The 25,301-nt window shown below is 73.3% G+C and carries 25 protein-coding genes; 13 read left to right on the plus strand and 12 right to left on the minus strand.

Annotated elements, in window-relative coordinates; all coding sequences use genetic code 11:
• Window positions 1-521: 521 nt before the first annotated feature.
• Entirely contained in the window at window positions 522-1,187 is a 666-nt protein-coding gene (locus ACIRS1_RS19355) for a hypothetical protein (RefSeq protein WP_402841224.1), read from the minus strand.
• Window positions 1,188-1,479: 292 nt separating this feature from the next.
• On the opposite strand from ACIRS1_RS19355, the gene ACIRS1_RS19360 reads away from it, so the two are divergent.
• Complete coding sequence (locus ACIRS1_RS19360; protein WP_402841227.1) at window positions 1,480-1,635, plus strand: hypothetical protein; 156 nt, start codon at window positions 1,480-1,482, stop codon at window positions 1,633-1,635.
• 24 nt (window positions 1,636-1,659) lie between these two features.
• Here ACIRS1_RS19360 and ACIRS1_RS19365 read toward each other — a convergent pair whose 3' ends face one another.
• Both ACIRS1_RS19365 and ACIRS1_RS19370 read right to left on the minus strand, forming a co-directional pair.
• Window positions 1,660-3,567, minus strand: a complete 1,908-nt coding sequence (locus ACIRS1_RS19365) for a DNA/RNA helicase domain-containing protein (RefSeq protein WP_402841230.1) — start codon at window positions 3,565-3,567, stop codon at window positions 1,660-1,662.
• 89 nt (window positions 3,568-3,656) lie between these two features.
• Entirely contained in the window at window positions 3,657-4,685 is a 1,029-nt protein-coding gene (locus tag ACIRS1_RS19370; protein WP_402841233.1) for a hypothetical protein, read from the minus strand.
• A gap of 302 nt (window positions 4,686-4,987) precedes the next feature.
• Between ACIRS1_RS19370 and ACIRS1_RS19375 the strand changes: the two genes are divergently transcribed.
• The 4 genes from ACIRS1_RS19375 (at window position 4,988) to ACIRS1_RS19390 (ending at window position 10,154) form a co-directional block, all read left to right on the plus strand.
• Window positions 4,988-5,467 carry a hypothetical protein gene (locus tag ACIRS1_RS19375; protein ID WP_402841236.1) on the plus strand — a complete coding sequence of 160 codons (480 nt, stop codon included), beginning with the start codon at window positions 4,988-4,990 and terminating at the stop codon, window positions 5,465-5,467.
• 339 nt (window positions 5,468-5,806) lie between these two features.
• A complete protein-coding gene (locus tag ACIRS1_RS19380; RefSeq protein ID WP_402841239.1) occupies window positions 5,807-6,649 on the plus strand; it encodes an ABC transporter ATP-binding protein in 843 nt (280 codons plus the stop codon).
• Window positions 6,643-9,219 (plus strand): FtsX-like permease family protein, encoded by a 2,577-nt coding sequence (locus tag ACIRS1_RS19385; RefSeq protein ID WP_402841242.1) that lies wholly within the window; start codon window positions 6,643-6,645, stop codon window positions 9,217-9,219. The genes ACIRS1_RS19380 and ACIRS1_RS19385 overlap by 7 nt, the downstream gene beginning before the upstream one ends.
• 203 nt (window positions 9,220-9,422) lie before the next feature.
• Window positions 9,423-10,154 carry a hypothetical protein gene (locus tag ACIRS1_RS19390; RefSeq protein WP_402841244.1) on the plus strand — a complete coding sequence of 244 codons (732 nt, stop codon included), beginning with the start codon at window positions 9,423-9,425 and terminating at the stop codon, window positions 10,152-10,154.
• A 556-nt stretch (window positions 10,155-10,710) separates the two neighbouring features.
• Here the strand turns inward: ACIRS1_RS19390 and ACIRS1_RS19395 are convergent.
• A complete protein-coding gene (locus ACIRS1_RS19395) occupies window positions 10,711-11,421 on the minus strand; it encodes a CHAP domain-containing protein (protein WP_402841247.1) in 711 nt (236 codons plus the stop codon).
• A 251-nt stretch (window positions 11,422-11,672) separates the two neighbouring features.
• Here ACIRS1_RS19395 and ACIRS1_RS19400 point away from each other — a divergent pair, with 251 nt between their 5' ends.
• Together ACIRS1_RS19400 and ACIRS1_RS19405 are read left to right on the plus strand one after the other, a co-directional pair.
• Window positions 11,673-12,893 carry a hypothetical protein gene (locus tag ACIRS1_RS19400; protein WP_402841250.1) on the plus strand — a complete coding sequence of 407 codons (1,221 nt, stop codon included), beginning with the start codon at window positions 11,673-11,675 and terminating at the stop codon, window positions 12,891-12,893.
• A 275-nt stretch (window positions 12,894-13,168) separates the two neighbouring features.
• Window positions 13,169-13,573: a hypothetical protein gene (locus ACIRS1_RS19405; protein ID WP_402841253.1), complete on the plus strand. Its 405-nt coding sequence runs from the start codon at window positions 13,169-13,171 to the stop codon at window positions 13,571-13,573.
• 43 nt (window positions 13,574-13,616) lie between these two features.
• Here the strand turns inward: ACIRS1_RS19405 and ACIRS1_RS19410 are convergent, their stop codons facing one another.
• The gene (locus ACIRS1_RS19410; protein WP_387900254.1) at window positions 13,617-13,973 is read right to left on the minus strand and encodes a hypothetical protein; all 357 of its coding nucleotides are present in this window, start codon (window positions 13,971-13,973) and stop codon (window positions 13,617-13,619) included.
• A gap of 63 nt (window positions 13,974-14,036) precedes the next feature.
• Complete coding sequence (locus tag ACIRS1_RS19415) at window positions 14,037-14,762, minus strand: TetR/AcrR family transcriptional regulator (RefSeq protein ID WP_402841257.1); 726 nt, start codon at window positions 14,760-14,762, stop codon at window positions 14,037-14,039.
• A 193-nt stretch (window positions 14,763-14,955) separates the two neighbouring features.
• Between ACIRS1_RS19415 and ACIRS1_RS19420 the strand changes: the two genes are divergently transcribed.
• The gene (locus ACIRS1_RS19420; RefSeq protein ID WP_402841260.1) at window positions 14,956-16,560 is read left to right on the plus strand and encodes an FAD-dependent oxidoreductase; all 1,605 of its coding nucleotides are present in this window, start codon (window positions 14,956-14,958) and stop codon (window positions 16,558-16,560) included.
• 218 nt (window positions 16,561-16,778) lie between these two features.
• Here the strand turns inward: ACIRS1_RS19420 and ACIRS1_RS19425 are convergent, their stop codons facing one another.
• Both ACIRS1_RS19425 and ACIRS1_RS19430 read right to left on the minus strand, forming a co-directional pair.
• Complete coding sequence (locus ACIRS1_RS19425) at window positions 16,779-17,600, minus strand: alpha/beta fold hydrolase (RefSeq protein WP_402841262.1); 822 nt, start codon at window positions 17,598-17,600, stop codon at window positions 16,779-16,781.
• A 68-nt stretch (window positions 17,601-17,668) separates the two neighbouring features.
• On the minus strand, window positions 17,669-18,595 hold the full coding sequence (locus tag ACIRS1_RS19430; protein WP_402841265.1) for a glyoxalase: 927 nt from the start codon (window positions 18,593-18,595) through the stop codon (window positions 17,669-17,671).
• Window positions 18,596-19,026: 431 nt separating this feature from the next.
• Here ACIRS1_RS19430 and ACIRS1_RS19435 point away from each other — a divergent pair, with 431 nt between their 5' ends.
• Window positions 19,027-19,908: a DUF1906 domain-containing protein gene (locus ACIRS1_RS19435; RefSeq protein ID WP_402841268.1), complete on the plus strand. Its 882-nt coding sequence runs from the start codon at window positions 19,027-19,029 to the stop codon at window positions 19,906-19,908.
• A gap of 182 nt (window positions 19,909-20,090) precedes the next feature.
• Here ACIRS1_RS19435 and ACIRS1_RS19440 read toward each other — a convergent pair whose 3' ends face one another.
• Complete coding sequence (locus tag ACIRS1_RS19440; RefSeq protein WP_402841270.1) at window positions 20,091-20,762, minus strand: DUF4097 family beta strand repeat-containing protein; 672 nt, start codon at window positions 20,760-20,762, stop codon at window positions 20,091-20,093.
• A gap of 348 nt (window positions 20,763-21,110) precedes the next feature.
• Here ACIRS1_RS19440 and ACIRS1_RS19445 point away from each other — a divergent pair, with 348 nt between their 5' ends.
• The 3 genes from ACIRS1_RS19445 to ACIRS1_RS19455 all read left to right on the plus strand — a co-directional run bounded on the left by ACIRS1_RS19445 (window position 21,111) and on the right by ACIRS1_RS19455 (window position 23,273).
• Window positions 21,111-21,668, plus strand: coding sequence for a GNAT family N-acetyltransferase (locus ACIRS1_RS19445; RefSeq protein WP_402841272.1), 558 nt, complete (start codon window positions 21,111-21,113; stop codon window positions 21,666-21,668).
• A 287-nt stretch (window positions 21,669-21,955) separates the two neighbouring features.
• On the plus strand, window positions 21,956-22,561 hold the full coding sequence (locus tag ACIRS1_RS19450; protein ID WP_402841274.1) for a hypothetical protein: 606 nt from the start codon (window positions 21,956-21,958) through the stop codon (window positions 22,559-22,561).
• Window positions 22,562-22,700: 139 nt separating this feature from the next.
• Entirely contained in the window at window positions 22,701-23,273 is a 573-nt protein-coding gene (locus tag ACIRS1_RS19455; RefSeq protein ID WP_402841277.1) for an SMI1/KNR4 family protein, read from the plus strand.
• A 98-nt stretch (window positions 23,274-23,371) separates the two neighbouring features.
• Here ACIRS1_RS19455 and ACIRS1_RS19460 read toward each other — a convergent pair whose 3' ends face one another.
• The 3 genes from ACIRS1_RS19460 to ACIRS1_RS19470 all read right to left on the minus strand — a co-directional run bounded on the left by ACIRS1_RS19460 (window position 23,372) and on the right by ACIRS1_RS19470 (window position 24,926).
• The gene (locus ACIRS1_RS19460; protein WP_402841280.1) at window positions 23,372-23,686 is read right to left on the minus strand and encodes a hypothetical protein; all 315 of its coding nucleotides are present in this window, start codon (window positions 23,684-23,686) and stop codon (window positions 23,372-23,374) included.
• Between the two features lie 125 nt (window positions 23,687-23,811).
• Window positions 23,812-24,063, minus strand: coding sequence for a UBP-type zinc finger domain-containing protein (locus ACIRS1_RS19465; protein ID WP_387900474.1), 252 nt, complete (start codon window positions 24,061-24,063; stop codon window positions 23,812-23,814).
• A gap of 197 nt (window positions 24,064-24,260) precedes the next feature.
• Window positions 24,261-24,926 carry a hypothetical protein gene (locus tag ACIRS1_RS19470; protein WP_402841283.1) on the minus strand — a complete coding sequence of 222 codons (666 nt, stop codon included), beginning with the start codon at window positions 24,924-24,926 and terminating at the stop codon, window positions 24,261-24,263.
• Between the two features lie 197 nt (window positions 24,927-25,123).
• On the opposite strand from ACIRS1_RS19470, the gene ACIRS1_RS19475 reads away from it, so the two are divergent.
• Complete coding sequence (locus ACIRS1_RS19475; protein WP_402841286.1) at window positions 25,124-25,261, plus strand: hypothetical protein; 138 nt, start codon at window positions 25,124-25,126, stop codon at window positions 25,259-25,261.
• The last annotated feature ends 40 nt before the right edge of the window (window positions 25,262-25,301 follow it).

Genomic DNA, 25,301 nt, shown 5'->3' on the forward strand with positions numbered 1-25,301 from the left:
ATGGCCACCCGACTGACCGCCAGCCCGGACAGAATCGGGCAATACCTCCGCCCGAAACTCCTCGCGGCAGCCTAAATCGGTATCGAACACCCTCTAAGCCGGCTTGTAGGACCGTCCCGACCTCTGCGCGCAGCAGTTCGACCTGATGGGCGGTGCCCCTCGCCATATCCCCTCCCGATCCCGCGCTCCCGTCGAGCCCGCGGCGGGTCCAGCGCGGCGGCAAGGGCCAGCGCGTGATGAGGAGATGAGTGGGACTGTCGAGATCGCGCCGGTTACTGTCCGAGATCAGATCATCACGCTGGAGCGATGGTTCGTCAGTTCGATCTACGCCTTCGCCGGAGTGACGTGCTGCATCCCTGTTCGACTCACCGTTACGACTGGACCAGGCGGGCGCCGCGCCGCCGATGGCCCCGTGCAGACCCGAGGCGTACACCTGGAGGTTCTTCCGCGGACCGGGGTGGTTAGTCCTCCCGGACCGCCTCCGTCAGCAGGTCCGTGGAGACGACGGTGCCGGGTGGCCTTCAGCTGGATTTCACGGGGTACCCCAGAGCGCGGGCTCTGAGGGCGATGGTGGCGAAGTCCGCGTGCGACGAGAGGGCAGTGAGCGTGCGGTCGTCCAGCGGGGCGCCCTCGAGGACGGCCGCCACGGCCTCCTTGTCGACGGTGTGCTCGTGGTGGTCCTCGGCGTAGGCGGTGAAGGCCCCGGCGCCGTCGGTCGCGGTGAGGAGGTCGAACAGCCAGTCGGCACCGTCCGTGTCGCCGTCGGCGAACTCGACCGGCCCGCACCGCCAGGTGGTGGATCCGGTCTCGTACCAGGCGCACACGGTCGCGTCGAAGAACCCGTCGAACAGGAATTCCTCCGCCTGTGCGTAGGGCGCGAGTGAAGCGGGCAGGCCGTCGAGCAGGCCGGGCCAGTGGGCACGGTCCTCCGCGCGCCACGGGGTGGCGTCGCTCTCGTGGTCGAAGCCGTAGAGGAACACGCCGGCAGGGTCGAAGACGACGGCGTACTGGTCACCGGAGCCGTTGTCCATGAAGGCCAGATCGACGCCCGGGCGCCAGTCGACGGTGAAGGTGTGGCCGGGGGCGTACGGCACGGAGACGATCGCGTCGAGCAGTGCCACCGCGCGGCAGCGGGCGCGCAGTTCGTGCGGTCGGGGCAGGGTGGCGACGAGGTCGTGGACAGTCATGGCGCCCACCCGACACGACGCCACCGACAAACCGCCCTCGGGGGGTCTCCGGGACCTGCGCCGTGGGACAGGTGCCGGGGTCGGCTGGGTCGGGTCGGGACGGCATCCGCCGCGGGTGGTGGTAGCCGCTCCGAGCAACGGGTCGGGCACGTGTGTCCTGGCCCGTTCGTCATCACGCCCTGCTGGCCGACTGCACGTGCTCGCACTCGCCGGAGCCGTTCGCCGGCCAGGCGGCGAAGGCCTTCTCCGCCCGCTTCCGGCGCACCCGCCACGCGTCCTGTCGCTCACCGACGTGCTGGAACTGGACCACGGTCCCCTACGGGTGCGGCTCGACGACGTGGCGCGGACGGTCCGTCTCGGGACCGATCCGAACGACCTGCTGACCGCGCTCGGCGCCGGCCGGCTGCCCGTCGACCCGGGCCGGGGCCGGGGCCGGCTCTCGGCCTGAGGGGCCGTCCCGGTGCTTGCCGCGTCAGGTGCCGGGCAGGAGGGAGGCGAGGTAGGCCTGGGTTTCGGGGTCCGTGGAGTAGAGGCGGGTGCCGCGGGTGGCCCGGGTGGCGAGGACGCGGTAGGTGTTGCGGGCGTAGAACTGGTAGCGCTCGGGTGGGAGGGAGCGGAGCTGGCGGGCGTCGTGGCTGGCTTCGGGGTGGGCCTGCCAGCGGTCGCGGCGGCGGACGAGGTCGGGGCCCAGGATGACGGCGCCGAAGGCGTATTCGAGGCCCTGGGCGGTGTAGATGCAGCCGACCTGGTCGTGACCGCCGCGGTCGGTCGCCCAGTAGGGGCGGGCCGGGACGTCGGGGAAGCCGGGGACGGGCTGTTCGGCACGCAGGTTCCAGGGGCGGGCCCAGGAGCGCTCGTCGTGGTCCGGGCCGTGCCAGTGGATGGCGACTTCCGGCTCGAGTGGGGGGACGTCGGTGGCGTTCCAGGGCCAGCAGAAGCCCGCGGTGATCCGGGCGCTGTGGCCGTGAGCGGTGTGGCCGTCGACCCAGGAGGCGAGCGCGTCGGGGTCGGCGGCCAGGGCGAGGTCGTAGCCGCCGCCGCTCCACGGGGGTGGTGTGCCGGTTTCGGAGAACAGGGTGTCGACCCAGTGGTGGTAGGCCTGGGAGCCGTTGCAGCGGAACTGGGTGTCGAGGTCGATGCGCCGGAAGAGCGCCCCGGCGGCGTGCGCGTGGTGTTCCAGTTCGTCGGCCTTGAGGCCTTCGGTGGGACGCACGATCTGGCGCTCGTCGAGGAACAGGACCAGGACGGCGACCTGTTCGAGGAGCTTGCGCAGGACGATGGGGAAACCGGGGCCGCGCTGGTCCGGGTAGGTGGCGGCCCGGTGGGCCTCGTCGAGGAGGACGACGCTGCTCTTGTCCAGGCCGCCGGGGTTCTTGTTCTTGAACGTGGCGACGAGGCCGCGGGCGTCCTCGCTGAGCAGCCGTTGGAGCTGGCGGGTGAGGGTTCCGGACGGCGTGAGCAGGCGGGGGTTGCTGCCGGGCATGTGGCACAGGTCGCCCATGACCCGGGCGGCGATGGCCGTCTTGCCGGTGCCGGGTCCTCCGATGACGAGGACCATGGCACCCGGCCGCGGTTGCCCGTGGGCGGAGGTCCGCTGGGCGGCCGCCTGTTCGACGGCCTCGAGGATCGCCAGGCGGGCTCGGTCCTGTTCGCCGATGAGGAAGAACTGGCGGCGGTTCTCTATGGTGGCGGCCAGCCGCTCCAGGACGCGCTCGGAGGGCCGGTGGCGGCCTTCGAGGAAGCGGTCGACGGCGTCCTGAGGGGCGGGACCGAGGCCGGCGCAGCCGAGGCGCCGCGCGAGTTCCTCGGCAGGCACACTGCTCGCGAGGTCGTCGCGGCCGAGGAGAGGGAACTCGGCACTCGGTCCACCGGCGGAGGCCATCCCCCGCAGGAGGTCGATCAGGCCGGCGGGGGCGTTGTGCAGGACCACCGTGCCCCTGGCCCGTACGCCGCTGCCGCCGTGGGCCCAGTCCCGCAGGTAGTGGACGTAGCCGCCGACCTGGCGGGCGGGGTGCGGCACGGTCCGCCCTCCGACCTCGAGCGAGGCGGGAGGGCCCGGTGACGGCCGGGCCCGCGTCCACTGCTTCAGCTCCACCACCACGACGGTCAGGGCGCCGTCAGCGTCCCGGCCGACGACCGCGGCGTCGACGCGTTCGCCCGTTCCCGGGAGGGAGAGCTCCAGCAGGACGTCGAGGTCCCCGAGCCCGGCGCGCACCAGCGCGTCGAGGAGGACCGGCCAGCTGCCCTGCCAGCTGCCGGCCTCCTCCGGCCTCGGGTCCGCGCCGTGCAGGGCCTTGAACCGCTCTGTGCACTCGTCGATGAACTCCGGCTGCGCGGCCCGCCGCGCGACCCCGCCGATGACCCCCCGGTGTACGTACATGACCGATGCATATCACCGATGTCTGACAGAGCGTCATAGGAGGGTGCCGACAGAGGGGAAGGCCCCAGGGCGGCGCCCTCCCGTGGTGTTCAGAGCACGAGTGCGGCGCGTCCGGTCAGGGCAGGCGCGGCGGCCGGCGGCGCGGCGGAGTTGCTCCGGTGCCAGTCGAAGTACTCCGCGCTCTCCGGTGTGTGGGCGGTACAGCGCCGGCCTTCGAGGGTCTTGGCGACGGTGAGGAGGTCGGCCGAGGCGGCGCCCTTGTACGAGACCTCCACGATGCCCTCAGGGGACACCCGGATGAAGCCGTCCTCGAACAGGGCGTCGCAGCCGAGCAGGCAGGCGGCCATCAGGTTCGCGAGGTGGGAGCGCTGTTCGAGGTTGCACCGGGACCTCTTGCGCACGTGGGCCGCGCGGACGAGTCCGGAGGGCAGCGTCCGCCCGCAGAGGTCGCAGCGGATGGAACTCGCCCCGTTGAACTTCTCGCGGCGGAGCCGGGCCTGCTCGCGGCGGGCGAAGGTGACCACGGCCCGGTCCAGGTTGTCGCCCAGGTCGAGGTAGCGGTCCCGGCTCGGGACGGGGGTCGGGCCGTGCCAGGGGATGGGGAGCGTCGGCTGCTCGGTGGCCGCTTCCTCCGGGGACTGCGGCTGGTGCTCGATGGAGTCGATTAGCCTGGTCATGACCTCGGGGTCGGTCACGGGGACCGGGGCGCCCTGCTTGTTGGCGGAGAGGCGAAAGGCTTCCATGGCGGCGGCGCCGAGCTGTGCTCCGGCGACGGTGGACTCGAGATCCAGGACGTCGAGGGGGATCCGGACGGGGTAGGTGTCGTCGGGCCAGATCTCGCTCTGGTCGGGGTACACGGTCCCGGTGACCTGGGCGACGGCCAGTTCGCGCAGGACCGCTCCGGCCCAGTCGCCGGCGGGGACACGGGCGTTCGGTCCCCGGTGGCCGAACAGGACGTAGTCGCCGGGCCTCAGCGCGGCCAGGACTCGGGGGGTGTCGGCCTTCTCGGCGGTGTCGCGCTTCCAGCCCCATATGGACTCGCGCAGGCCGATCTGGAAATTCCGCTTCGACGGAGCGGGAACGTACACGGCGACGACGGACACGTCGTGGTCCTCCACGGCTCGACTCTCCGCCAGAGGGGAGAGTTCGGTGGTTGCGGTCTGACGGCGGCGCGGGTCCCGCCGAGCGGGAGATGGCGCCACGTCGGTCAGATCTACCAGACGGGGCTGACGGTACGGAAGCGTTTTCCCTGACGATTGGACACCGGACCAGTATTTCTGACCGTCAACGCCGAGCAGAGTGGACGGGCGCCGCCCACGCTGTTGGTGAACTCCTGCTGCTCTTCCGTGGTCGGGAACCTACGACAGGAGCCACGGCTGCCGGCCGGCTGGGGACGCGCGGCGGCGGCGACACTTGCCTCATGGGGTGGTATGGGCAGGCGCAAACGGCGGAGCAGCGCGGGGACCACGACACGGCCATCGCCCCGGTGAGCGCCCAGGCCGTGTGCTTCTCGCCGGATCCGCACGAACACAACTGCCACCTGTGGCATCTGGTGTTGCTCGGCGACGCCGGGAGGTTCGGCGAGCTCGCCGAGCTCGCCGTCACGGACGTCCACGCGCGGCGTCAGCTCAACAGGACGTTGCAGGAGCGGGGTATGAGTGGGGCGCTGCTCGCCCGTGCCGAGGACGGTGACCGTGGCGCACTGTACGGCCTGGTCCGGTTGTCGGGCGGGAGCGGCCGGGCCCGGGCCGCGAGCGCGCGGTTCGCGACCTCGCCCCCGGACGACGAGTACGCGCGGCGGCGGCTGTCCGAGTGCCCCGCACCTGCCGAGCCTGGCCGGCGCGTCGGGCCGAAGCCGGGAAGCCCGGCGTGGCCGCAGGAGGGAGCGGGCCTGCGCTGACGTGCAGTTGGGATTCGTCCGGCCCTTCCGACCGGGGCGACGGCGCCAACACCCCTACAGGAATTCACAGTTGCGGCACGGGCGGGAGAGCCCAGGTTCGGGGCGCACCCTTCTGCCCGTCAGCGTACGGGTCAGGGGTTCCTCAGGGTCGAGATCAGGGGCAGTCCGGAGGTGCGGGCGCCGTCGGCGGGCCTAGCGTCGGGTGCGGCGGGTGATCGTTGCCGCCCGGCCGGTCCAACCGGCCGTCGGATCAAGGGAGATGGCGAGCGAGTGTTCCGGAACAGGGCTCTACCGACGCGGGCTGCGCGTCCCGCACCCGACACCGCGGCGGACGCGGGCGTGGCCGACACCGTCCGCCTGATCGGTGTGCACAAGGCGTACCGGCGCGGCGACAGCTCGGTGCGGGCGCTCGACGGGGTGGACGTCGCCTTCGCGGCGGGCACCTTCACCGCCATCATGGGCCCGTCGGGATCCGGCAAGTCGACGCTGCTGCAGTGCGCGGCGGGTCTCGACCGGGTCGACGCGGGCCGGGTCCTGCTGGACGGCGCGCCGTTGCACATGCTCTCCGAGCGCGCCCTCACCGAGCTGCGTCGCGCGCACATGGGCTTCGTGTTCCAGTCCTTCAACCTCGTACCCGCTTTGACGGCTCGCCAGAACGTCGAGCTTCCCCTGCGACTGGCGGGCCGAGCAATAGATCCGGCGGCGATCGAGCGGGGCCTGGCCGAGGTCGGTCTCGCCGAGCGCGGCGAGCACCGGCCCGCCGAGCTGTCGGGTGGCCAGCAGCAGCGGGTAGCCATCGCGCGTGCGCTGGCCGCCAGGCCCAAGGTGATCTTCGCGGACGAGCCCACCGGCGCCCTGGACTCGCGCACCGCGCGCGAGGTCCTGGCCCTGCTGCGCGGGGTCGTCGAACAGCACGGCCAGACGGTGATCATGGTGACGCACGACCCGGTGGCCGCCTCGTACTCGCAGCGGGTGGTGCTGCTCGCCGACGGCCGGGTGGCCGGCGAGCTGTTCGAGCCGACGGCCGAGGGCGTGGCGCTGCGCATGGCGGCCCTGGAGCCGGGCGGCGGGCCGGGATCGGAGGCCCGGGACGGAATGGACGGGCCGTCGGAAAGCGAACGGCGAAACAGCGAACGGCGAAACGAGGCAGGCCTCGGTGGGAATCGGGCGAAGCCGTGCTGAGCCTCGCCCTGGCCACGCTGCGCCACCGCCTCACGGGCTTCCTCGGCGCCTTCGTCGCCCTCGCGCTCGGCACCACGATGATCGGCATGATGGCGCTGACCCTGGCCGCCACCTTCGGCACGCCGCACCCGGGACCGCAGCGGTTCAGGGCGGCCGCGGCGGTGGTCGCCCCGCTGGGCTTCGAGGGGCAGCCGATGAAGGCCCCGGCGGTGCTGTCGGCCGAGGTCGTCGCACAGGTGACCACGGCGGGGACGGCGACCGCCGACCGTAGCTTCCCGGTACGGCTGGACGCGGGCTCCTCGGGAGCGACCAGCCAGGTGGGCCGGACCGGCCACCCCTGGTCCTCGGCCGCCTTCGCGGGCTACCGCCTGGTCGCCGGGCGTGCCCCGCAGGCGGCGGGCGAGATCGCCGTCACCGGTGGCGCGGAGTCGCTGGTCGGCCGGACGGTGGAGGTGGGCACTGCGGCCACCGGCACCGGGACAACGTCGCACGGCGTAGCCTCCGACGGCGCCGCCGCCTCCCTCGGCGAAGTCTCCGGCGTTACAGCCTCCGGCGCCCCCGCGCCCGACGGGCCACGCCTCTACACGGTGGTCGGCGTCACCGACGCGCTCTGGTTCGAGAGCGCGGTCTTCTTCGGCGACACCGAGGCGCAGCGCCTCTCCCCCGGCGTCAACGCGCTGGTCACCGACCAGCCCCCGGGGCGGCTCGCGGCCGCCGTCGCCGGACGGGCCGCGGTCCTCGGGGGCGCGGACCTGACCCGGCTCGACCCCGACTCCACCGGCGGCGCGCAGGCGCTGGCCGACGCCCAGGCGATGGCCGGCAGTACGACCGGACTCGCGGTGTGCGTCGCGGTGTTCGTGGTCACCGCGACCTTCGCGTTCGCCGCCGAGCAGCGCCGCCGTGAGCTGGCGCTGCTGCGGCTGGTGGGTGCCTCGCCCCGGCAGGTGCGGCGCATGGTGCTCGGCGAGGCGCTGCTGATCGGGGTGGCGGCCGCGGCCGTCGGCTGCGTGCTGGCCCCGCTGGGGACCGTGCCGCTGCGGTCGTGGATGCTCGGCCACGGCGTGGCCCCGGACTGGTTCACGATCCCGATCGGCCTGCCGGCCCTGCTGGTCGCCTTCGTCCTCGGCGTGGCCGCGGCGCTGGCCGGCTCGGCCTCGACCCTGGTCCGGGTCTCGCTGGTCCGGCCGGTGGAGGTGCTGCGCGAGAGCGTGGTGGAGCGGCGTGCGATGACGCCGGTCCGCTGGCTGCTGGGGGCCGGGATGCTGGTCGGCGCGGTCGCCGCGGGGGTCGTCATCGCGCGCACCGAGCCGTACCTCGCGGCGAGCGCGCGCAAGTACGAGGCCGTCCCGGTGCTCTACGTCGGGGCGTTCACCCTGCTGGCTCCGGTCCTGGTGCGTCCGGTCACCCGCCTGCTGGTCGGCCCGTTGCGCGGCTCCGCCAAGGCCGGCCCGCTGCTGGTGCGCGAGAACGTCCTCACCGCCCGGCGGCGGACGGCGGCCACGGTGGCGCCCATCGTGGTGGCCGTCGGGCTGGTCGGCACGCTGCTGACGATGCAGCGGTCCGGTGACGCGGCGGTGCTCGCCCGCCAGCAGCAGGAGGTCCACGCGGCGGGCGTGGTCGTGCCGGGCGGTTCCGGGATCGACGCCGGGACGCTGGAACGGCTGGCGGCGGTCCCGGGGGTCCGGGTCACCCCGGTGACCTCGATGAACGTCCGGATCGGCACCGCCGCCGGCGACCAGATCGACTCGCTGAGCACCCTCGCGGTTCCCGCCGCGGCGCTGGGCACCACCATCACCCCGCCCGTGCGCTCCGGTTCACTCGCCTCACCGCCGGCGAACTTCCTGGTCATCGACGAGCACGCGGCCGAGTCGGACGGCCTCGCGGTCGGCGACCAGGTGGTGGCCCTGCTGCCGACCGGCGCGCGGGTGCCGACCGTCATCGCGGCGGTCGTGGCGCGCGGCCTGCACGGCGACGACACCTACCTGTCCGCCGCCGTGACCGGCGCGCCGGCGCCGACCCAGGTCTACCTCGACTCCGAGACGGGCCGGGGGCGTCCGCTCGACGAGGGGCAGACCGCCGCGGTTCGCCGGGCGCTGACCGGCTCCGGGGCGCACCTCACGACCTACGACGCCTACCTGGAGGCGCGCCGCACGCAGGCCGCCGAGCAGACCGACACCGCGGCGGTGGTCATCCTGGGGATCGCGCTGGCCTACGCGCTGATCGCGGTCGCCAACACGCTGGTCATGGCGGTGGCCGGTCGGCGGCGGGAGTTCGCGCTGCTCGGCCTGGCCGGCGCGGTGCGCGTGCAGATCGTCAGGGTGGTCGCGGCCGAGTCCGCCGTCGCCGTCCTCGTCGGCACCGCCCTCGCGGCGGCGGCGACCGTCGCCGCGGCCGCGACCCAGCACGCCTCGCTGAGCCGACTCGTGCCCGACGCACCGACCGTCGTCCCGTGGTGGCAGATCGGCGCGACCGTCGCGCTCTGCGCCGTGGTCACCGTGGCCGCCGCCTCGTCGGCGACCGTCCGCGCGGCCCGCGGGCGCGCGGCCGAGGCGGCGGGCGGGCGCGGATAGCGAAGCGGAGCGCCGATCTGACGGGCCCGTCGGACGAGCCGGCCGGACGGGACCGATCGGTTCCGCAGGTCGGTTCCGCAGGTCGGTTCGGCTGACCCGGTCGGGCGACTGAGGAGGGGCGATCGGTAGGGAACACGTGGTGAATCAGTAGGGATCAGAAATCGGGTATCGCCGATCAGTTCGATACTGATAGCTTCCTCGACGTGGCAAAGCTGAACCAGATCATCGCCGTCGAAAAAGGCGTCAAGTCGAAGTCCTTCCAGGAGCTGACGCAGGCCCATCAGGATCTGCAGAAGCCCGCTCTGCTGGCCGGGATCTCCCGTGCGTACCAGCCCAAGGACGAGGAGGGCGAGCAGCTGCCTCCCGAGTCGACCCGGGTGCAGCTGAAGGCCGAGGACGTCCTGCGCTCCACCGCGGTGACCCTCACCCGGCTGTTCGACGTGACGGCCACCAAGGACTGGGCCAACGTCGGCGCGAGTGCGGACGTGGTCGTGGACGGCCAGGTGCTGCTCGCCTGCGTCCCGGTGCCGTACCTACTCTTCCTCGAGAAGCAGCTCACCGACCTCTTCACCTTCGTGAAGAAGCTCCCAGTGCTGGACGCCTCCGAGTCGTGGAACCTGGACGCGTCCACCGACTCCTGGAAGACCGAGCCGGTGCGCACCATCCGGACCAAGAAGGTCCCGCGCAACCACGTCAAGGCCGAGGCGACCGACAAGCACCCGGCCCAGGTCGAGGTGTACTACGAGGACATCGCCGTCGGCTACTGGACCACCGTCAAGTTCTCCGGCGCGCTGCCGGCCCGTCGGGTGAACGAGCTCGCGGAGCGGGTGGAGAAGCTCCAGCAGGCCGTCAAGTTCGCCCGCGAGGAGGCCAACGCGGTGGAGGTCACCGACCAGCGGGTGGGTGACGCCGTCTTCGGCTACCTGTTCAGGTAGCCCCATGATCGCCCGCCCGGGGAGCCGGGCGGGTGCGCCGAGCACGTCACCTCGCCCGCCGAGCCGGGCGGGTGCGTTGCACGGCGCGCAAAGCTGACACTGATGTTGAAGCTGACCAAGGGGTCACAGTGGAGGTTCGAATCCTCCCCCCGGCACCACGGGCCGGGGTAGCCCAAGCCAGGCAGAGGCAGGCCCCCTCAAACTCAGATTCTCGCTCCAGTCTCAGCATTCGCCGCCGAACGCCGGATCGACCGGGTGCGGACGAATATCGACGAATGCAGGTTCAAGTCCTGTCTGTGCCGCTCCGTGGCACGGTAGTTCAAAGGTAGAACGCGTCGGTTTCAATCTGATCCGCGACCCTTAAACGTGCCGGTGTGCGCAATTGGGCGGCAAAAAGGGGCCCGGGAGCTGGCTACGCTCCCGGGTCCTCTCGCGTTTCGTGCGGCCGTCGGGCGGCGCCTGCCGTCAGGCCCGACGAGCTGCCGTCAGGCGTTGCGCACCGTCAGGCCCTACGTGCTGCCGTCAGGCGTTGCGTACCGTCAGGCGCCTCGTGCCGTCATGCGCCGGGCGGGGTGACGTAGCCGGTAACGGGCAGGCCCTTCGCGCCGCCGGTCGCGTGCTCGGGGTCGAGGTGGCTGCGCAGCGTGACCTTGTCGCCGTAGTTGCCGTCGACGGTGTCGATCGTCCCGTCGCCGTGCACCGCAACCACGACGGCGACGTGACCGCCGGTTTCCCGCGGGGCAGGCTTGCCGTACACCACCAGGTCGCCGGGCTCGGGCCGGGCCGCGCCGCGGTCGCGCCACAGGTGGTGCTTCTGGCCCCAGGCGCCGACTCCACGACCGGTCAGGTCGGTCGGGACCTCCTTGACCCCGGCCTTGCGCCAGGTCCACTCGGCGAAGGCCGCGCACCAGGAGGTCCTGCAGGTGTGGCTCCCGCCCGGGAAGTACTTGTCGCACTCCGCGCTGCCCTCCCGCACCCCGACCTCGCCCCGGGCGACGGAGACGATCCGGTCGCGGAGCGCGGAGCCCACCCGCGTGGCGGGGGCACTGGTGACGGCACTCGCGTCCGTGCCGCCGCCGGTGGCCGCGGCGTCCGCCGCGCCGGCACCCACGCCGAGGACCCCGCTGACGACCAGCGCGGCGACGAGCGTGCCGACGACGCGCCCCGTCCGGGCGAGGGGCACCGCGTGGGGCAGAGCACGGGACGAGGCGCGGTCCGTGCCGCGCTCCGTGGTGCGGTCCGTGGCGCGGCGGTGGTCCTGGTTCACGGGGATCACTCCTTCGGGTTCACTCCCCGCCCGGGCACGGCGAAGGAAGTCCCGGGCCGGGACGGGGATTTGGGAGGCGTCGGCGAGCGCCGACGGCAATCACCATGCCACCGGGCGGGGCGCCGTCGGTAGCCTGGGCCGGTCCCAGATGTCCCAGAGCCCGCCCGCCCGTCCCACAGGGCTGTGACCTGCACCGACGTGGCGGACTTGGGACGGCGGCGGGTCGCCGGGAAGGCGCGAGGAGGAGGCAGATGAGCGGCAGTCGGCCCACCCGGGGGCGTGCGATCCCCGTTCCGCACCCGCCGGACGTCCAGGAGTGGACCGACCTGATCGCCACGCTGACGGCTCAGCTGGACCTGCAGGGGCGGTCGCTGGAGAACCGGTCCACCAAGGCCGGCCGCCCGGTGGGCAAGAGCACCTGGCACCGCGTCCTGACCGGCCACACCCTGCCCTCGGCTCAGGTGCTCGACGTGATGCTCGGCAGCGGCCGGTTCACCGCCGCGCAGCGCCGCTCGCTGCGCACCGCCTGGGAGAAGGCCGTCGACTGCCTCGACCGGACCGACAGCACCCGCCGCGCCGCCTCACCGCCCGGACCGGTCGAACCGGTTCGACCGGTTGAACCGCCCGAACCTGCCGAGCCACCCGCCGCCCCGCCCACCGAAGCCGCCCCGGCCACCGATTCACTGCCCACCACAGCCCGCCGCCCCCACCGCCAGGCCCGCGCCCGCCGGACCGCAGGCCGACTCACCGGCGCACTCACCGCCGCGGCCGCCTGCGCCCTGTTCGGCCTCCTCTGCCTCCTCGGCCTCCACCTCCTCGGCGGCTCCGCCCCCACGCCCGTCGAGGACTCCGCCGACGCCGTCGCCCCCACATCCCCCGCGTCTCCCACATCCCCCGCGTCCCCGACGACGACCTCGGTTCCCCTGACACCCCCGGTGCCCCAGGCACCCCCCGCCACCCGCCCCGCCCCGGCCGGACGAGCCGCCCCGAGCACCCCCGCCACCGAACGGCCGCCCCTCGTCCAACCCGCGCCGGCCACCGAGCGCCCCGGCGTCGAGAAGGGCACGCTGGGCGAGGACAGCCGCTGCAGCCGCCCCTTCCAGGGCCCCGACGTCGTCACCTGGCGGGTCTGCGTCCTGGTGGAGGCCGACCGGGTCTCCTTCGCCCTCAAGGTGACGAACCGGGCCAGCGCCCCCACCCGGGCCAAGGTCCACCTAGAGTTCGCCCGCGCCGGGACCATCCACCCCTGCCCGGGCGCCGCCACCGCCCACGTCATCGACCTCGACGCCGGCACCACCGTCCTCACCCCGCCCGCCGACTGCACCTCCGAACGCCAGCCCACCGCCCTCTCCTACCAAGCCCTCGGCCGGGTCGTCGCCGCCGACGCCACCGACGCCGCCTACAACGTCTCCCCCACGGCCAGCGTCTACCCCACCAGCCCCACCATCTGGCGCCCCGACCTCCTCGACTAGCGCACGGTCAAGGGGTGTCGGCCCGTCTCGCGAGGGCGTGCCCGGAGCATTCGCTGACGGGGCCCGGCCCGCCGGGCGGCGGCACCACCGCGGCATCCGCGCCGAGGCCCTGCTGATCAGCGTGCCGTCGGTGCAGCGATGAGGGCAGGCCCGGCGCGAACGCGGGGAGGCCGTCACAGCGTCAGGTTCCGTTCGGTTCGGTCCCGCGGATCGTCGGCCTCTGACGGACTTCACCTCAGTGGCCCGAGGGGTTCCAGCGTGAGAGCCTCACGCTCATGGCCACTGAAACCGAGGTAGGCGAGCTGTTGCACCGACGTGGCTGGCGGACGGCGTTCACGGTCGCTGACAGGGTGAACGCGTGGGCCGCCCTGGTGAGTGCCGTCGAGCGCGGCTACGACGACGACATCTACGAGTACACCAACGACCTCTATTGCCGGAACTGGCTCCACGAGGCATGGCTCCTGCTGGACGACCATGTCGTCCAGCTCTGGACTCCTCGGATCAGAGCCCTGGACGGGCGGTACCGGGCCGCGACCGTCGATGACGACGGCCAGGCGCTCGAGCAGTTCCACCGACTGCCCGGCCCCGACCTGTGGTGGTGGCGACGGCACCCCCGCGCCCTCACCGGGGACCTCGGGCGATCACTTCGCTCGGCCGGAGCCGTCGACGGCGTCCCGTGACCGGCACGGCCCTCCGGCACCTCCGGCGACGGCCTGCCGCCGGTCAGGGGCGGGGGCGTGCTGCTTCCAGGGCGTCGGCCCGGGCCTGGAGGTCTGCCGCGATGGCGTCCCAGTCCGGGCCGTGCAGGTAGAGGCTGTGGGCCGCCTCGCGCAGCAGCTCCGGGTCGTCGGGGCGCTGGAGGAGGAGCAGGCGGTAGGCGAGGTTCCGGACCCAGACCGGCAGCTCGCCGTCGACGATGTGCGGGCAGAGCTCGCGGAGCATGGCGAGGACGGAGTCCGCGTCGGCGAAGGTCAGCCGCTCGACGAAGAGGAACTCCTCGTGGTTGCCGGCACACTCGGGCGCGGGGCGGTACTCGTCGCCGAAGACGCACCGGGCGTGTTCCGTCAGGGTGGTGTGCATGCCTCGGAGCGTACGGCGCCGTGACCGACCGGGCGGAACCATCGGATCCGACGGACGGAACGTTCAGCGCGGCGCGAGGCCGTTGATCATCAGGGTGAGGGTGAAGTCGAACCGGTCGTGGCCCTCTCCGGCGGTGAGTTCGGCGGCGTGGCGGGTGGTGTGGGGGAAGGTCGCGGCGGGCAGGGCGGCGAAGCGGCGGAGCAGTTCGTCGCGGTCGAGGACCCAGGCGTCGTCCTCGTGTGCCGCGCGCTGGCGGACGATCGACAGTTCGAGGCAGTACGCGGCCACGTAGAGCAGGAGGGCGTCGACGGCCCAGGCGGCGGCCTGCGGGGCGATTCCCCCGGCGAGCAGGATGCCCAGCAGGCCTTCGTTGACGCGGATGGTCTCGAGGTCGGTGGGCGCCATGGCGAGGGCGGCCCGGGAGATCCCCGGGTACTTCAGGTACTGGTCGCGGATGCGGGTGCAGACGTCGCGGATCTGTTCCTGCCAGGCCGCGGGGTCGGGCCGGGGCAGGTCGAGCTCGGCGCAGAGCCGTCCGATGAGCAGGTCGTCGAGGTCGGCCTTGTTGACCACGTGGGCGTAGAGCGAGGCGGGCCCGGTGTCGAGTGCGCCGGCCAGTCGGCGCATGGTCAGCGCCTCGTAGCCCTCCGTGGCGATGACGCCGAGCGCGGTGTCGATGACCTGCTCGACGGTGATCGGGGCGGTGCGGCGCCGCCGCCTGGTGTCAGCGGGTTCGGCCTCGGGGTTGGGCGGCTGCTGTCGCGCCGCGCGTCGCTCTCTCGGGTTCACCCGACCATCATAGCTTGACACGAACGCTGTTCGTTAATAGAACGGTGTTCGTACCGAGAGACAGGAGCACGCCGTGAATCCGACCAACGGCATCCATCCGAACCAGGACCAGGACCCGAAGCAGGACCCGAAGCACGATGCGAGCCCGGAGCCCGGCCCGGATCGGGACACTGCTCGGACTACTCCGCAGCGCATGGGCCCAGATGGCGCCGAGACCGTGGACGTGACCGTCGTCGGCGCCGGGCCGGTGGGCCTCGTCCTCGCCGCCGAACTGGCGCTCGCGGGGGCCGCCGTGCAGGTGCTCGAGCGGCGGACCGAGCCGGACGAGTCGATGAAGGCCGGTGGGATCAACATCCCGACGGCCGAGGCGCTCGACCGCCGCGGCCTGCTGCCCGCCGCCGAACAGGTGCAGCGGGAGCTGCTCGCGCGGATGGGGCCGCCCACCCGCCCCACCGACGCTCGGCAACGGCCCGCCGACGGTCGGCACCAGCCGGCTGCCGAACGGAAGGCGGGCGAGACGCGGTTCACCGGGCACTTCGCAGGCATGGTCCTCGACCCCGACCTCGTGGACTGGTCCGACCCCGACCTCGCCGACCACACCGCCGCCGCGGGCGCCCGCCTGGTGCCGCAGCGCGAACTCGAGGCGCTGCTGGCCGACCACCTCGCGCGGCTCGGCGTCCCGGTGCGACGCGGAGTCGAGGTCACCGCGTTCGAGGACACCGGCGACGGCGTCCTCGTCGACACCGACGTCGGCCCCCTGCGCACCGGCTGGCTGGTCGGATGCGACGGCGGGCGCAGCACCGTACGCCGTCTTGCGGGCATCGGCTTCCCCGGCACCGACCCCGAACTCACCGGCCACCTGGCCGTCGTCGACATCGCCGACCCGGAGAAGCTCGCGGACGGCTGGGCGTGGTCCGCCCAGGGCGCGTACCGCTACGGGCCCCAGCCCGGACGGGTCGTCACCGTGGAGTTCGACGGCGCCCACCACGACCGCACCGCCCCCGTCACCCTCGACGACGTCCAGGCCAGCCTCCGCCGGGTCTCGGGCACCGACGTCACACTCACCGCACTGCGCGGAGCCGCCACCCGCTGGACCGACAACGCCCGCCAGGCCGCCTCCTACCGGTCGGGCCGGGTACTCCTCGCCGGCGACGCCGCGCACGTGCACTCGCCGTTCGGCGGCCAGGGGCTCAACCTCGGGGTCGGCGACGCCATGAACCTCGGCTGGAAGCTCGCCGCAGTGGCCACCGGACGGGCCCCCGAGGACCTCCTCGACACCTACGACGCCGAACGACGGCCCCTCGGCGCCTGGGTACTCGACTGGACCCGCGCCCAGATCGGCGTGCTGCGCGGCGACGCCAAGTCCGCGGCACTCCGCGAGGTCGTGGCCGACCTCCTCGGCACCCCGTCCGGCGCCACCCACGCGGTCAAGAAGATCTCCGGGGTCACCCAGCACATCGACCTGCCCGGCGACCACCCGCTGATCGGACGGTACGCCCCCGACCTCCGGCTGAACGACGGCACCCGCCTCGCCGACCACGGCCACACCGGCGGATTCCTGCTGCTCGATCGCACTCCGGACGGCACCTTCGCCCGCCACGCCGCCCCCTGGGCCGGACGCGTGCGCCGCGTGGCGGACGACGGCCCGGCGACGCCGGCGGGCGTGCTGGTACGCCCGGACGGCGTCGTCGCCTGGGCCTGCGACACGGCCGACCCCGACACCGTCACCCAGCTCGACGCCGCCCTCCACCGATGGGCCGGCGCGCCGCACGGGGTCACGTACGAGCCGGCGCGGTGACCGATCGGACTGTCGACCCCCGGCGACGGGAATCGACGGCGCGCCGCACGGGCGCCGGACGCGGCCGCCCAGGTGGTGCGGTTCTCGGCACGACGGCCGCGACGCCGGGGGCTGACGGCACCACACCGCCCTTGGACCGGACCACCCGCGGTCGACGTGGGCCGTGGGAGCGGGCCGTGGGAGCGGGCCGGGCCCGCGGGCCCGGCCACGTGGTCGGCTCAGCTGCTGATGAACTCGACGAGGTCGTGGGTGAACGCGGTCTCGAAGGCGCCCACCAGGCCGTGGGGGGCACCGGGGTAGACCTTCAGAGTGCCTCGGGCCAGCAGCTCGACGCTCTTCTCGGCGGAGGCGGCGATCGGGACGATCTGGTCGTCGTCACCGTGGGCGACCAGGACGGGGATGTCGATCTGCTTCAGGTCGTCGGTGAAGTCGGTCTCCGAAAAGGCCTCGATGCAGTCGAGTGCACCTTTGAGCCCGGCCTGCATGCCCTGGAGCCAGAACTCCCGGCGCTTGCCATCGGACACGGCCGCGGCGGGGCGGTTGAAGCCGTAGAAGGCCTCGCTCAGATCGTGGAAGAACTGGGACCGGTCAGCGGCGACGCCTGCACGGATGCCGTCGAACGCCTCGATCGGGGTGCCTTCCGGGTTGTCCTCGGTCTTGAGCATGAGGGGCGGGACGGCACCGAGCAGGACGGCCTTGCGCACGCGGGAGCTGCCGTGGCGGCCCAGGTAGCGGGCGACCTCGCCGCCACCCGTGGAATGGCCGACCAGGACGACGTCGGTGAGGTCGAGCCGGGCGAGGAGCTCCGCGAGGTCGTCGGCGTACTGGTCCATGTGGTTGCCGTCCCAGGTCTGGGTGGACCGGCCGTGGCCGCGCCGGTCGTGCGCGATGGCGCGGAAGCCGGCCGAGGCGACGGCGACGGCCTGGTTCTCCCAGGCGTCGGCGTTCAGCGGCCAGCCGTGGGAGAAGACCACCGGACGGCCGGTGCCCCAGTCCTTGTAGTACATCTGCGAGCCGTCGGACAGGGTGATGTGGGGCATGAGCGTACCTCTCGATGACTGGTGGTGCGGGGATGACTGGTGGCGCGGGAGGGAACGGACGCTGCGGGTCAGCGGTGCGTCCGGGTGTCGTGGATCTCCGCGAGGTATCCGCCCGGGAACTGCACCAGGGCGCTGTCACGGTCGGCCGTGGCGGTCGGTCCCCACCGGACCTGCGCCCCCGCGGCGGTGGCTCGGGCGAGCGTCGCGGCCAGGTCGTCCACCTGGTAGCCGGTCAGCTCACGGCCGAACGGGCTGGGCAGGTGGCCGTCGGTGGCCTGGACGACGGTGTTGCCGAAGGGGCTGGTGATCCTGACCCGGCGGTAGGTGGTGCCGGGCATGCCCAGCTCGCTGCCGGGCGCGCGGTCGTCGTCGGAGACCACCGTGCCGCCGGTGAAGCGCAGGTAGCTGTGCAGGAACGCGGTGACGGCTCCGGTCGGGACGTAGAGGCGGTTCTCCGGAACGCTGGCCAGCGGCGGGTAGGAGGGCGGGGTGGTGTGCCAGTACAGCTGTGCGTCGATGCCACCGGGGAAGCGGACGATCGCGTCGCGCCCGATCGGATCCGCGAAGGGCTCGACGACCACGTCCGCACCGGCGGCACGGGCCCGGCGTACTCCCTGGTCCAGGTTCTGGACCAGCCAGCCGGTGCGTTCGGTGCCGAAGCCGTAGGGCACCGGCGTGCGGTAGTCGAAGACCGAGAGCATTCCGACCGGCGAGTGGACGAGTTCGGAGACCGTCAGGCTGGCGGTGGGGGTCACGGTGACCAGTGCGGGCTCGGTGTGTGTTCCGCCGAACGTCGCCTCCCAGCTGCTGACGAAAGCCTCGACGGTGCCCGGCTCGAGGTAGACGTGGGTGCTGTCGTACTGCGCGCCCACGGCGATCGTCGAGGCGGCCGCCGGAGCGGGGGGTGCGGCCAGGCCCGCCGACGCCGTGCCGAGCAGGAGCAGCGCGGCGGCGACGACGGCCGACCGCGTCCGCGCGAATGGTTTCGGGCGCACGGGGATCCCTCCCTGGGGGCTGTGGGCCGGGCGGAGGAAGTCCGCCCTCCATGTCGCGATGAAACGTATCCGCTTGGCAGAAAGCCGAGTTGACCCTCCGCGCAAAGGCATGTCCTCACAGCGAGCGGCTTCCCGGGCGCGGAATCGTCGAACGCACCGCCCGTGTGGTCAGCGGTGCCGGAGTCCGCGGCGACCTGGCCGCCTCCCGCACCCACCTCCGCCGCCCGCTCGTGGCGGGGCATGCGATGGCGACCGGCCGGACACCGAGGCAACGGTTCCACCGTCGTCGACCGCCGTCAGTGGTCAACCGGGAGACGCCACTGGGGACCGGCCGGTGCCCGCGCCCGGCGTGTGGTGATTCCGGGTGAGCGGGACGCGGCGCGTCGGCACGTTGGCGGGGCGGGCCCGCGGTCGGCGGCTAGGACGGAGGAATGCGACTTCCCTCACCGACCGCGCTCCTGGCGCTTCCGCTCGTCCTGCTCACCGGCGCCGTCCACGGTGCCGCGCCCGTCTCGGCGGCGGCGCCCCCGACCGCCCGCCACGCGCCCTTCGCCGCGCCCGTCGCCGCGCCGCCTCCCGTGGCCGCGGAACCGCTGCCGGAGTACCGGTTCACCGGCGCGGGCTTCGACGCCTGCTCGGCCCCGTCCGCGGCGGCGATGTCCGCCTGGCGCACCGCCTCGCCGTACGGTGCGGTGAACATCTACAGCAGCGGCAGTCAACGCCACTGTGAGCAGAAGCAGTTGACGCCGCAGTGGGTCGCCACCGTCCGGGCGATGGGGTGGAAGCTGGTGCCCACGCACGTAGGGCTCCAGGCGCCCTGCGCCGAGCGGGACGACAAACCGCTGCGGATCGACCCGGACCGGGCCGAGGAGCAGGGCGGCGAGGAGGCGGGCGAGGCGGCGGCGGCGCTGCAGGCGCTGGGCCTGGGGCCGGGCAGCCCGGTGTACCTCGACATGGAGGCCTATCCGACGGGCGACGCGGTGTGCAGCCGGGCGGTGGTCGACTTCACCGTCGGCTGGACCGAGGCCCTGCACGCGGCCGGGTACCGCTCCGGCTTCTACTCCAGCGTGAACTCCGGCATCGCGGACGTCGTCGCGGCCGCCCGGGACGGACGTGCGCCGATGCCCGACGCGATCTGGTACGCCCGCTGGGACGGCCGCCCCACGACCACCGGGCAGGCCGGGCTGCCCGACGAGCTGTGGACCCACCACCGCATCCACCAGTACCGGGGCGGCGCCGACGAGACGTACGGCGGCGTGACCCTCAACGTCGACCGCGACGTGCTGGACGGGCTGGTGGCCGGCGGCAGCTGAGCCGTACCGGGCGGGGGCGGGACCGGCCGCCCGCGAGCGCCCCCACCCGGTGGCCGCGGTGGCCACTGCCGGACCATGATCCGCCCCCTTCGTCGGTGGGTCACGGCGTGGCATGCGCGCCCCTCGGCCGGTGGGGCCGAGGGGTTGCGCGTCGGCGTGGGTCGTCGGAAGCTCCGCCCCGCTCAGAGGCTGCGGGCGGTGACGTTGCCGTAGGTGGTGGTCGCGATGATCGTCAGACGGGCGGCGGCTCCGTCGGTGTTGTGCAGCGCGTTGTGGATGCGGCCGTAGGAGGTGCCGGCGTCCAGGGTGGCGGACACGCCGCGCGCGGCGCCGACCGAGATGTCGCCGTGCTCGGTGTGCAGCGAGACGGCGCCGCCGGCGGCCTCGGTGACGGTGAGGTCGCCCTTCTGGGTGCCGAGTCGGGCGGGCCCGCCCAGGCGGCCGAGGTGGATGTCGCCGGACTGGAGGGTGAGGCGGGCGCTCGCGGTCTCGTCGAGGTCGACCGTGGCCTGTGCGCCCTCGAAGACGACGTCGCCGAGGCGTCCGGTGCCGCGCAGCTCGGCGAGGGCGGCCTTCGCCTCGATGCGGGAGCCGGCCGGCAGCTGGACGCTCACCTCGACCTGTCCGCCGTCGCCGAGGATCCGGTTCTGCGCCGGCGCGGCCTCGATGCGCAGGACTCCGTCGGCGTAGGCGATCCGGATCCGCTCGGCCGCCTTCACGTCGCGGTTCTTCGAGGCGTCCGCCGGCCGGACCTCGACCACGGTGTCGCTGCGGTCGGCAGCGGTGAGCCGGATGTGTCCCGCCGGGATGTCCAGGACGGCGGTGACGGGGGCCGGGGTGTCGAACTTCTGCATGATGTCTCTCCTGTGCTTGCGCTCGTCGTTTCTGACGATGGAAAAGCTACGTTGCTTTCCACATTCAGGCAACGCTCTCGTTGCGACCGATCAGCATTTGCGCAGGTTAAAGCGCTTAAATCGTTGCAACACTCCTGGACCTAACGCAATGACAGACCGCTGCCCGTTGCAGTCGACTGGCGATGAACGCTACGGGGTGACGGCTGTGGCACGCGGGTGGCGGCCCTCCCCGAGCGCAGGCAACCGACCCTCGCCGGAACGCGTCTCGATCTGCGGCGGCGTCAGAGGCCTTTGCGCGTCGCCGCCGTGCGGGCCGCACCGTGCGGCCGCGAGGATCAGGAGCCCTTCATGCCGGACCAGGACGACGTGACCGCCTCCGCCTGGCCGCCCGCCCCGATCAGGACCGAACGGCTCGTGCTCCGCGGGTCCGAGGCCCGGGACCGCGCCGCCTTCATCGAGCTGTTCGCCTCGCCGGAGGTGGGCACCCACGTCGGTGGCGCCCGGCCGCGGGACGAGCTCGAGCGCGCGATGCCCCGGGTGCCCGGGCGGCGCTTCGGCTTCTTCGCGGTCGAGCTCGGCGGCGCGATGATCGGCATGATCACGCTCGACCCGCGCGACCCGGGGCGTCCGGGTCACGTCCGGCCGGAGGGCGGGGAGACCGAGCTCGGCTACATGTTCCTGCCGCAGACCTGGGGGTACGGGTACGCCTCCGAGGCGTGCACGGCGGCGCTCGACTGGTTCACCGGCGTGTTTCCGCGCGAGCCGGTGGTGCTCTGCACCCGGACCGCCAACGGCGCCTCGATGCGCGTCGCGGCGAAGCTGGGGTTCACCGAGGTGGCGCGGTTCGAGGAGTACGGCGCCGGGCAGTGGTTCGGCGTGCGGTCCCCGGTCACGCCGTCGACATGACCTCACGCACACGAGGACACGGACCTCTCCCCGGGCGGAGCGACCCGGCCGCCGCCCCGGCTGCCGAAGCGGCAGCGACCGGATGGCCCGGTCCGGTCCGCCATGACTGACGCGCCGTGGGCCGCCGCGCGACGCGCACCTCGCCGCCAGACGCGCACCTCGCAGTCAAATGACTGATGTGCGCCCGATGCGGTTCGGCGAGAGTCGGGGTCGCCGGGTGTTCCCCGGCGGCGGGCACGGGGGCGCGCCCGCGCGTTCGTCGACGTACGAGATCGAGGAGTACCAGGATGGCAACCAGTCAGCGGCCGGTCGGGACGTGGAGGACGGCCGTGGTCGCCGGGGCCGCGGCCCTCGCCGTCACCGGAGGCATCGCCGCGCCGGCTGGCGCGGCGCCCGCCACGAGCTCGGCGGCGGACCGCGTGGGCATCGCGAACGAGGTCCGGTTCGGCGACGTGCAGCTGGGCGAGCCGGCGCACCCCCGGGACCACCCGGGCGGGCGCCCGCTGATCAAGCACTACTGGGTCGCCAAGCTCGGGTACGCCGCCGTGTCCGCCCTGAACCAGCGGACCAACTTCGGCTGGCAGCGCAACTACAAGGACTGGACGGTCGCCATCGTCGGCAACGACATCCAGGGCAAGCGGGTCACCGTCTACACCAAGATCACCAACCTCTACTACGGCGAGGGCGGCGTCATCGGCGCCCAGACGGCACCGACGCAGCAGGTGCTGATCGCCCAGAACACCATCAAGGCCCAGAGCGTCGACGTCGTCACCGAGATCGTCAACGTCCACGTCATCAGCCCCAAGTGGGAGGACGTCTTCAGCGCCGACTGCCGCGCCCAGGAGGACCTCCGCAACGCGGTGAAGGCGCAGCTCGCCTGCACGATGGGCTGAGTCGCAACCGAACTGCCGGGGGGCGTGGCTCCACAGCGGGGCCACGCCACCCGGGCCGACGCGGGAGGAAGCGGCTGCCCGGTCCGTCGTCAGTGGCGGGTGCTACGTTCCGTCCGTCGTGACGACGGAGGGATTCCCGATGCAGGAGATCTGGGCGCGGATCGAGGCCGTGCTCGGGCGGATCGCCCCGGAGGTGCTGGCCGCGATGCCGCCCGGTGCCACCGAGGAGGAGATCACGGCCGTGGAGGCCGTGATCGGGGTGGAGCTCCCGGAGGACGTCAGGGAGTCCTACCGCTGCCACGACGGCCTGCCGGGGGTCCTGATCGGCTGGCACGACGCGCTCCACTCGCTCGCCGCGATGGCGGACGACTGGCGTGAGCGGGTCGTCGACGCCGGGGACCGGCCGTGGGACGAGCGGGAGGAGGACGGCGTGATCCGCCGCGACGTCGCCTGGTCCGCCGGGTGGATCCCCGTCATCGGGATCGGCAACGGTGACGTGATCTGCATCGACCTGGATCCGCCCACGCCGGAGCGTCGCGGTCAGATCATCGACCGGTCGCACGAGGGTTGGCGGGCCCGCTACGAGAGCGCCGGCCTGCGGGAGTTCCTGGAGCGCTTCGCCGCGGACCTGGAGGCCGACCGCTACCGGGTCGACGGAACGGGCGGCGCACGGGGCGGCGGTGGCCTGCCACTGGTGATGCTCAAGGACTGAGGACGGTCCGGCGGCCGGGGGTGGTCGGGGTTGGCCTCACGCCCTCCGACTGCGCGGGATCGGGGCGGTGGCGACCGGGCCTCGGCTCCCGGGGCGGGTCAGGGGAGGCGCAGGTTCTGGTAGGAGCAGGGTCCGCTGGTGCCGCTGCCGGTGACCGTCCAGCCGCCGGGCACGGCGTAGCCGTAGACCCGGCCGCCGGGCATCGCGCACGCCACGTCGGCGGTGGCCGTCGCACTGTGGGGCGCGCCCTGGAGGGAGACGACCTGGGAGGTCTGGGCGTCGCCGGACACCGCCACCAGCACCCAGCCGGCCGGGACCGCGGTGTTCGCCAGGACCGCCACCCTGGCCGGGTACGGTGCGCCGCCGGGGTACTCGACGGTCTTCTGGCCGGTCGACTGGCTCTGCCCGATCACCGCCCAGCCCGCCGGGACGGGGTCGTACAGGCCGATCCGGGTTGCTCGAACACTCCACTGACCCGCCGCCCCCGCCGGATGTGACAGCCCGGCCGAAGAATCCTCCGCCGACGTCCCGGGGCCGGTCAGGCGGGGCGCAGGAAGAGCTCGTCGGTGTAGCACCAGGCCCAGTCCTCGCCCGGTTGGAGCGAGCGGGCGATGTGGTGGCCGTGGTGGGCCCGGGCGTGGTGGTAGGCGTGCTGCCCGGGCGAGCTGTCGCAGCAGCCGACGTGCCCGCAGCTCAGGCAGGCCCGCAGGTGGACCCAGGCGGTGCCGGCCCGCAGGCAGTCCTCGCAGCCGGCGGTCGTGTGCGCGGGGACCTCCCGGAGCCCGTCCAGATGCCCGCAGGTCGGCTGGACGACGAGGCCCGGGTCCACCGCTACACGCCACTCATGCCGGTCGTTCACGGCAGACACCTTACGGGCCGGCCGCGCGCGGCACGGCGACGGCAGGGCCGGTACGCCGACAGACGTCCCCGGCCCGGAGCGTCGGCGGGCCGTTCGACCCGGTGACGCCGGCAGGCCGCCCGGCCCGGTCACGGCCCGTCGTCTCGCCGTCCGGTGTCGTCCCGCAGCGCGGCGTCAATGGTCCTCAGGGCCCTTCTCAGCAGTTCCTGGTTGCTGCCGACCGCGTCCGCGAAGTCCGGTACGAGGTTCTCGCGTCGCAGCTCGCGCGCGTCCACCCACCAGTAGAGGTCCGCCTGCGCCGGGGCCAGCGCGAGGGTCGCACGGGCTCGCAGCCGCGCCGCGACCCGGACGACGGGGTCCGGCTCCTCGGGAACGGCCTGGTCGCGGGCGGCATCGTCGCGGGCGGCCCGATCGGACGGCGCCTCGTCCCGGCGGTGCGCTGCCATGTGCGCCACCCGGCAGAGGTTGTCGATCACCGTGGACGCCTGGTGGACCTGTTCCGGAGTCACCCCGTGCACCCGGCCGGCGAGGTAGTAGCCCAGGGCGTTGGTGAAGTCCCAGGCGGGGAGGCGGTCGCTCGAGAAGGCGTTGTACACGGTGGTCCGTGACGGCACGTACGTCTCGCGGTCCGGGTCCGGGCGCTTCCTCGGGTCGTCGATCTTCCCCAGGCCCACCCTGATCGAGGTCAGCGACGGGTAGCGGGCGTAGAAGTGGAGCTGGTGGAGGGCCTCGTTGAGCGTCCTGTGCGGGCCTGGCGGCAGGTCGGGCTGCCTCAGGTGTCCGGGTTGACCCACTTCGCCGGTCTCCTCTCGGGCCCGATGCGCCGTTCAACGGTGTCCAACGCCGTTCACCCGCGTTCGACGCCGGCCCATCCTAGGGCGGTTCGGTCGCGCCCGGAAGCGTTCGGCCGACCGCTTCCAGCCCGCGCTGGCCGGCTTTCCGCGAGGACAGAATTCGTTTCGTCCATCCCCGGAGGAAAGGAACCGAATCGATGACCAGGACGAATCGAAGCTCCACCCGAAACCTCCTGCGCGCCGCGCTGTTCAACGTGGTCCGCGGTCTCGCCTACGGGGCCGGGACCATGCTCGCGGGCGCCGTCCTGTGGCTGATCAGGTACTGCTTCTCGTAGCGGGGACGGGGCGGGGCCGGCCCACCGGGGTCGGGCAGGG

It is taken from the genome of Kitasatospora sp. NPDC101176, assembly GCF_044768035.1.
Taxonomy (GTDB): domain Bacteria; phylum Actinomycetota; class Actinomycetes; order Streptomycetales; family Streptomycetaceae; genus Kitasatospora.

Excerpts from the sequence above, each read along its gene's own strand:
- ACIRS1_RS19355 (WP_402841224.1), bottom strand. The coding sequence starts at position 1,187 with ATGACTGTCCACGACCTCGTCGCCACCCTGCCCCGACCGCACGAACTG.
- ACIRS1_RS19365 (WP_402841230.1), bottom strand. The coding sequence starts at position 3,567 with ATGTACGTACACCGGGGGGTCATCGGCGGGGTCGCGCGGCGGGCCGCG.
- ACIRS1_RS19375 (WP_402841236.1), top strand. The coding sequence starts at position 4,988 with ATGGGGTGGTATGGGCAGGCGCAAACGGCGGAGCAGCGCGGGGACCAC.
- ACIRS1_RS19400 (WP_402841250.1), top strand. The coding sequence starts at position 11,673 with ATGAGCGGCAGTCGGCCCACCCGGGGGCGTGCGATCCCCGTTCCGCAC.
- ACIRS1_RS19405 (WP_402841253.1), top strand. The coding sequence starts at position 13,169 with ATGGCCACTGAAACCGAGGTAGGCGAGCTGTTGCACCGACGTGGCTGG.
- ACIRS1_RS19410 (WP_387900254.1), bottom strand. The coding sequence starts at position 13,973 with ATGCACACCACCCTGACGGAACACGCCCGGTGCGTCTTCGGCGACGAG.
- ACIRS1_RS19420 (WP_402841260.1), top strand. The coding sequence starts at position 14,956 with ATGGGCCCAGATGGCGCCGAGACCGTGGACGTGACCGTCGTCGGCGCC.
- ACIRS1_RS19425 (WP_402841262.1), bottom strand. The coding sequence starts at position 17,600 with ATGCCCCACATCACCCTGTCCGACGGCTCGCAGATGTACTACAAGGAC.
- ACIRS1_RS19435 (WP_402841268.1), top strand. The coding sequence starts at position 19,027 with ATGCGACTTCCCTCACCGACCGCGCTCCTGGCGCTTCCGCTCGTCCTG.
- ACIRS1_RS19440 (WP_402841270.1), bottom strand. The coding sequence starts at position 20,762 with ATGCAGAAGTTCGACACCCCGGCCCCCGTCACCGCCGTCCTGGACATC.
- ACIRS1_RS19445 (WP_402841272.1), top strand. The coding sequence starts at position 21,111 with ATGCCGGACCAGGACGACGTGACCGCCTCCGCCTGGCCGCCCGCCCCG.
- ACIRS1_RS19450 (WP_402841274.1), top strand. The coding sequence starts at position 21,956 with ATGGCAACCAGTCAGCGGCCGGTCGGGACGTGGAGGACGGCCGTGGTC.
- ACIRS1_RS19455 (WP_402841277.1), top strand. The coding sequence starts at position 22,701 with ATGCAGGAGATCTGGGCGCGGATCGAGGCCGTGCTCGGGCGGATCGCC.
- ACIRS1_RS19475 (WP_402841286.1), top strand. The coding sequence starts at position 25,124 with ATGACCAGGACGAATCGAAGCTCCACCCGAAACCTCCTGCGCGCCGCG.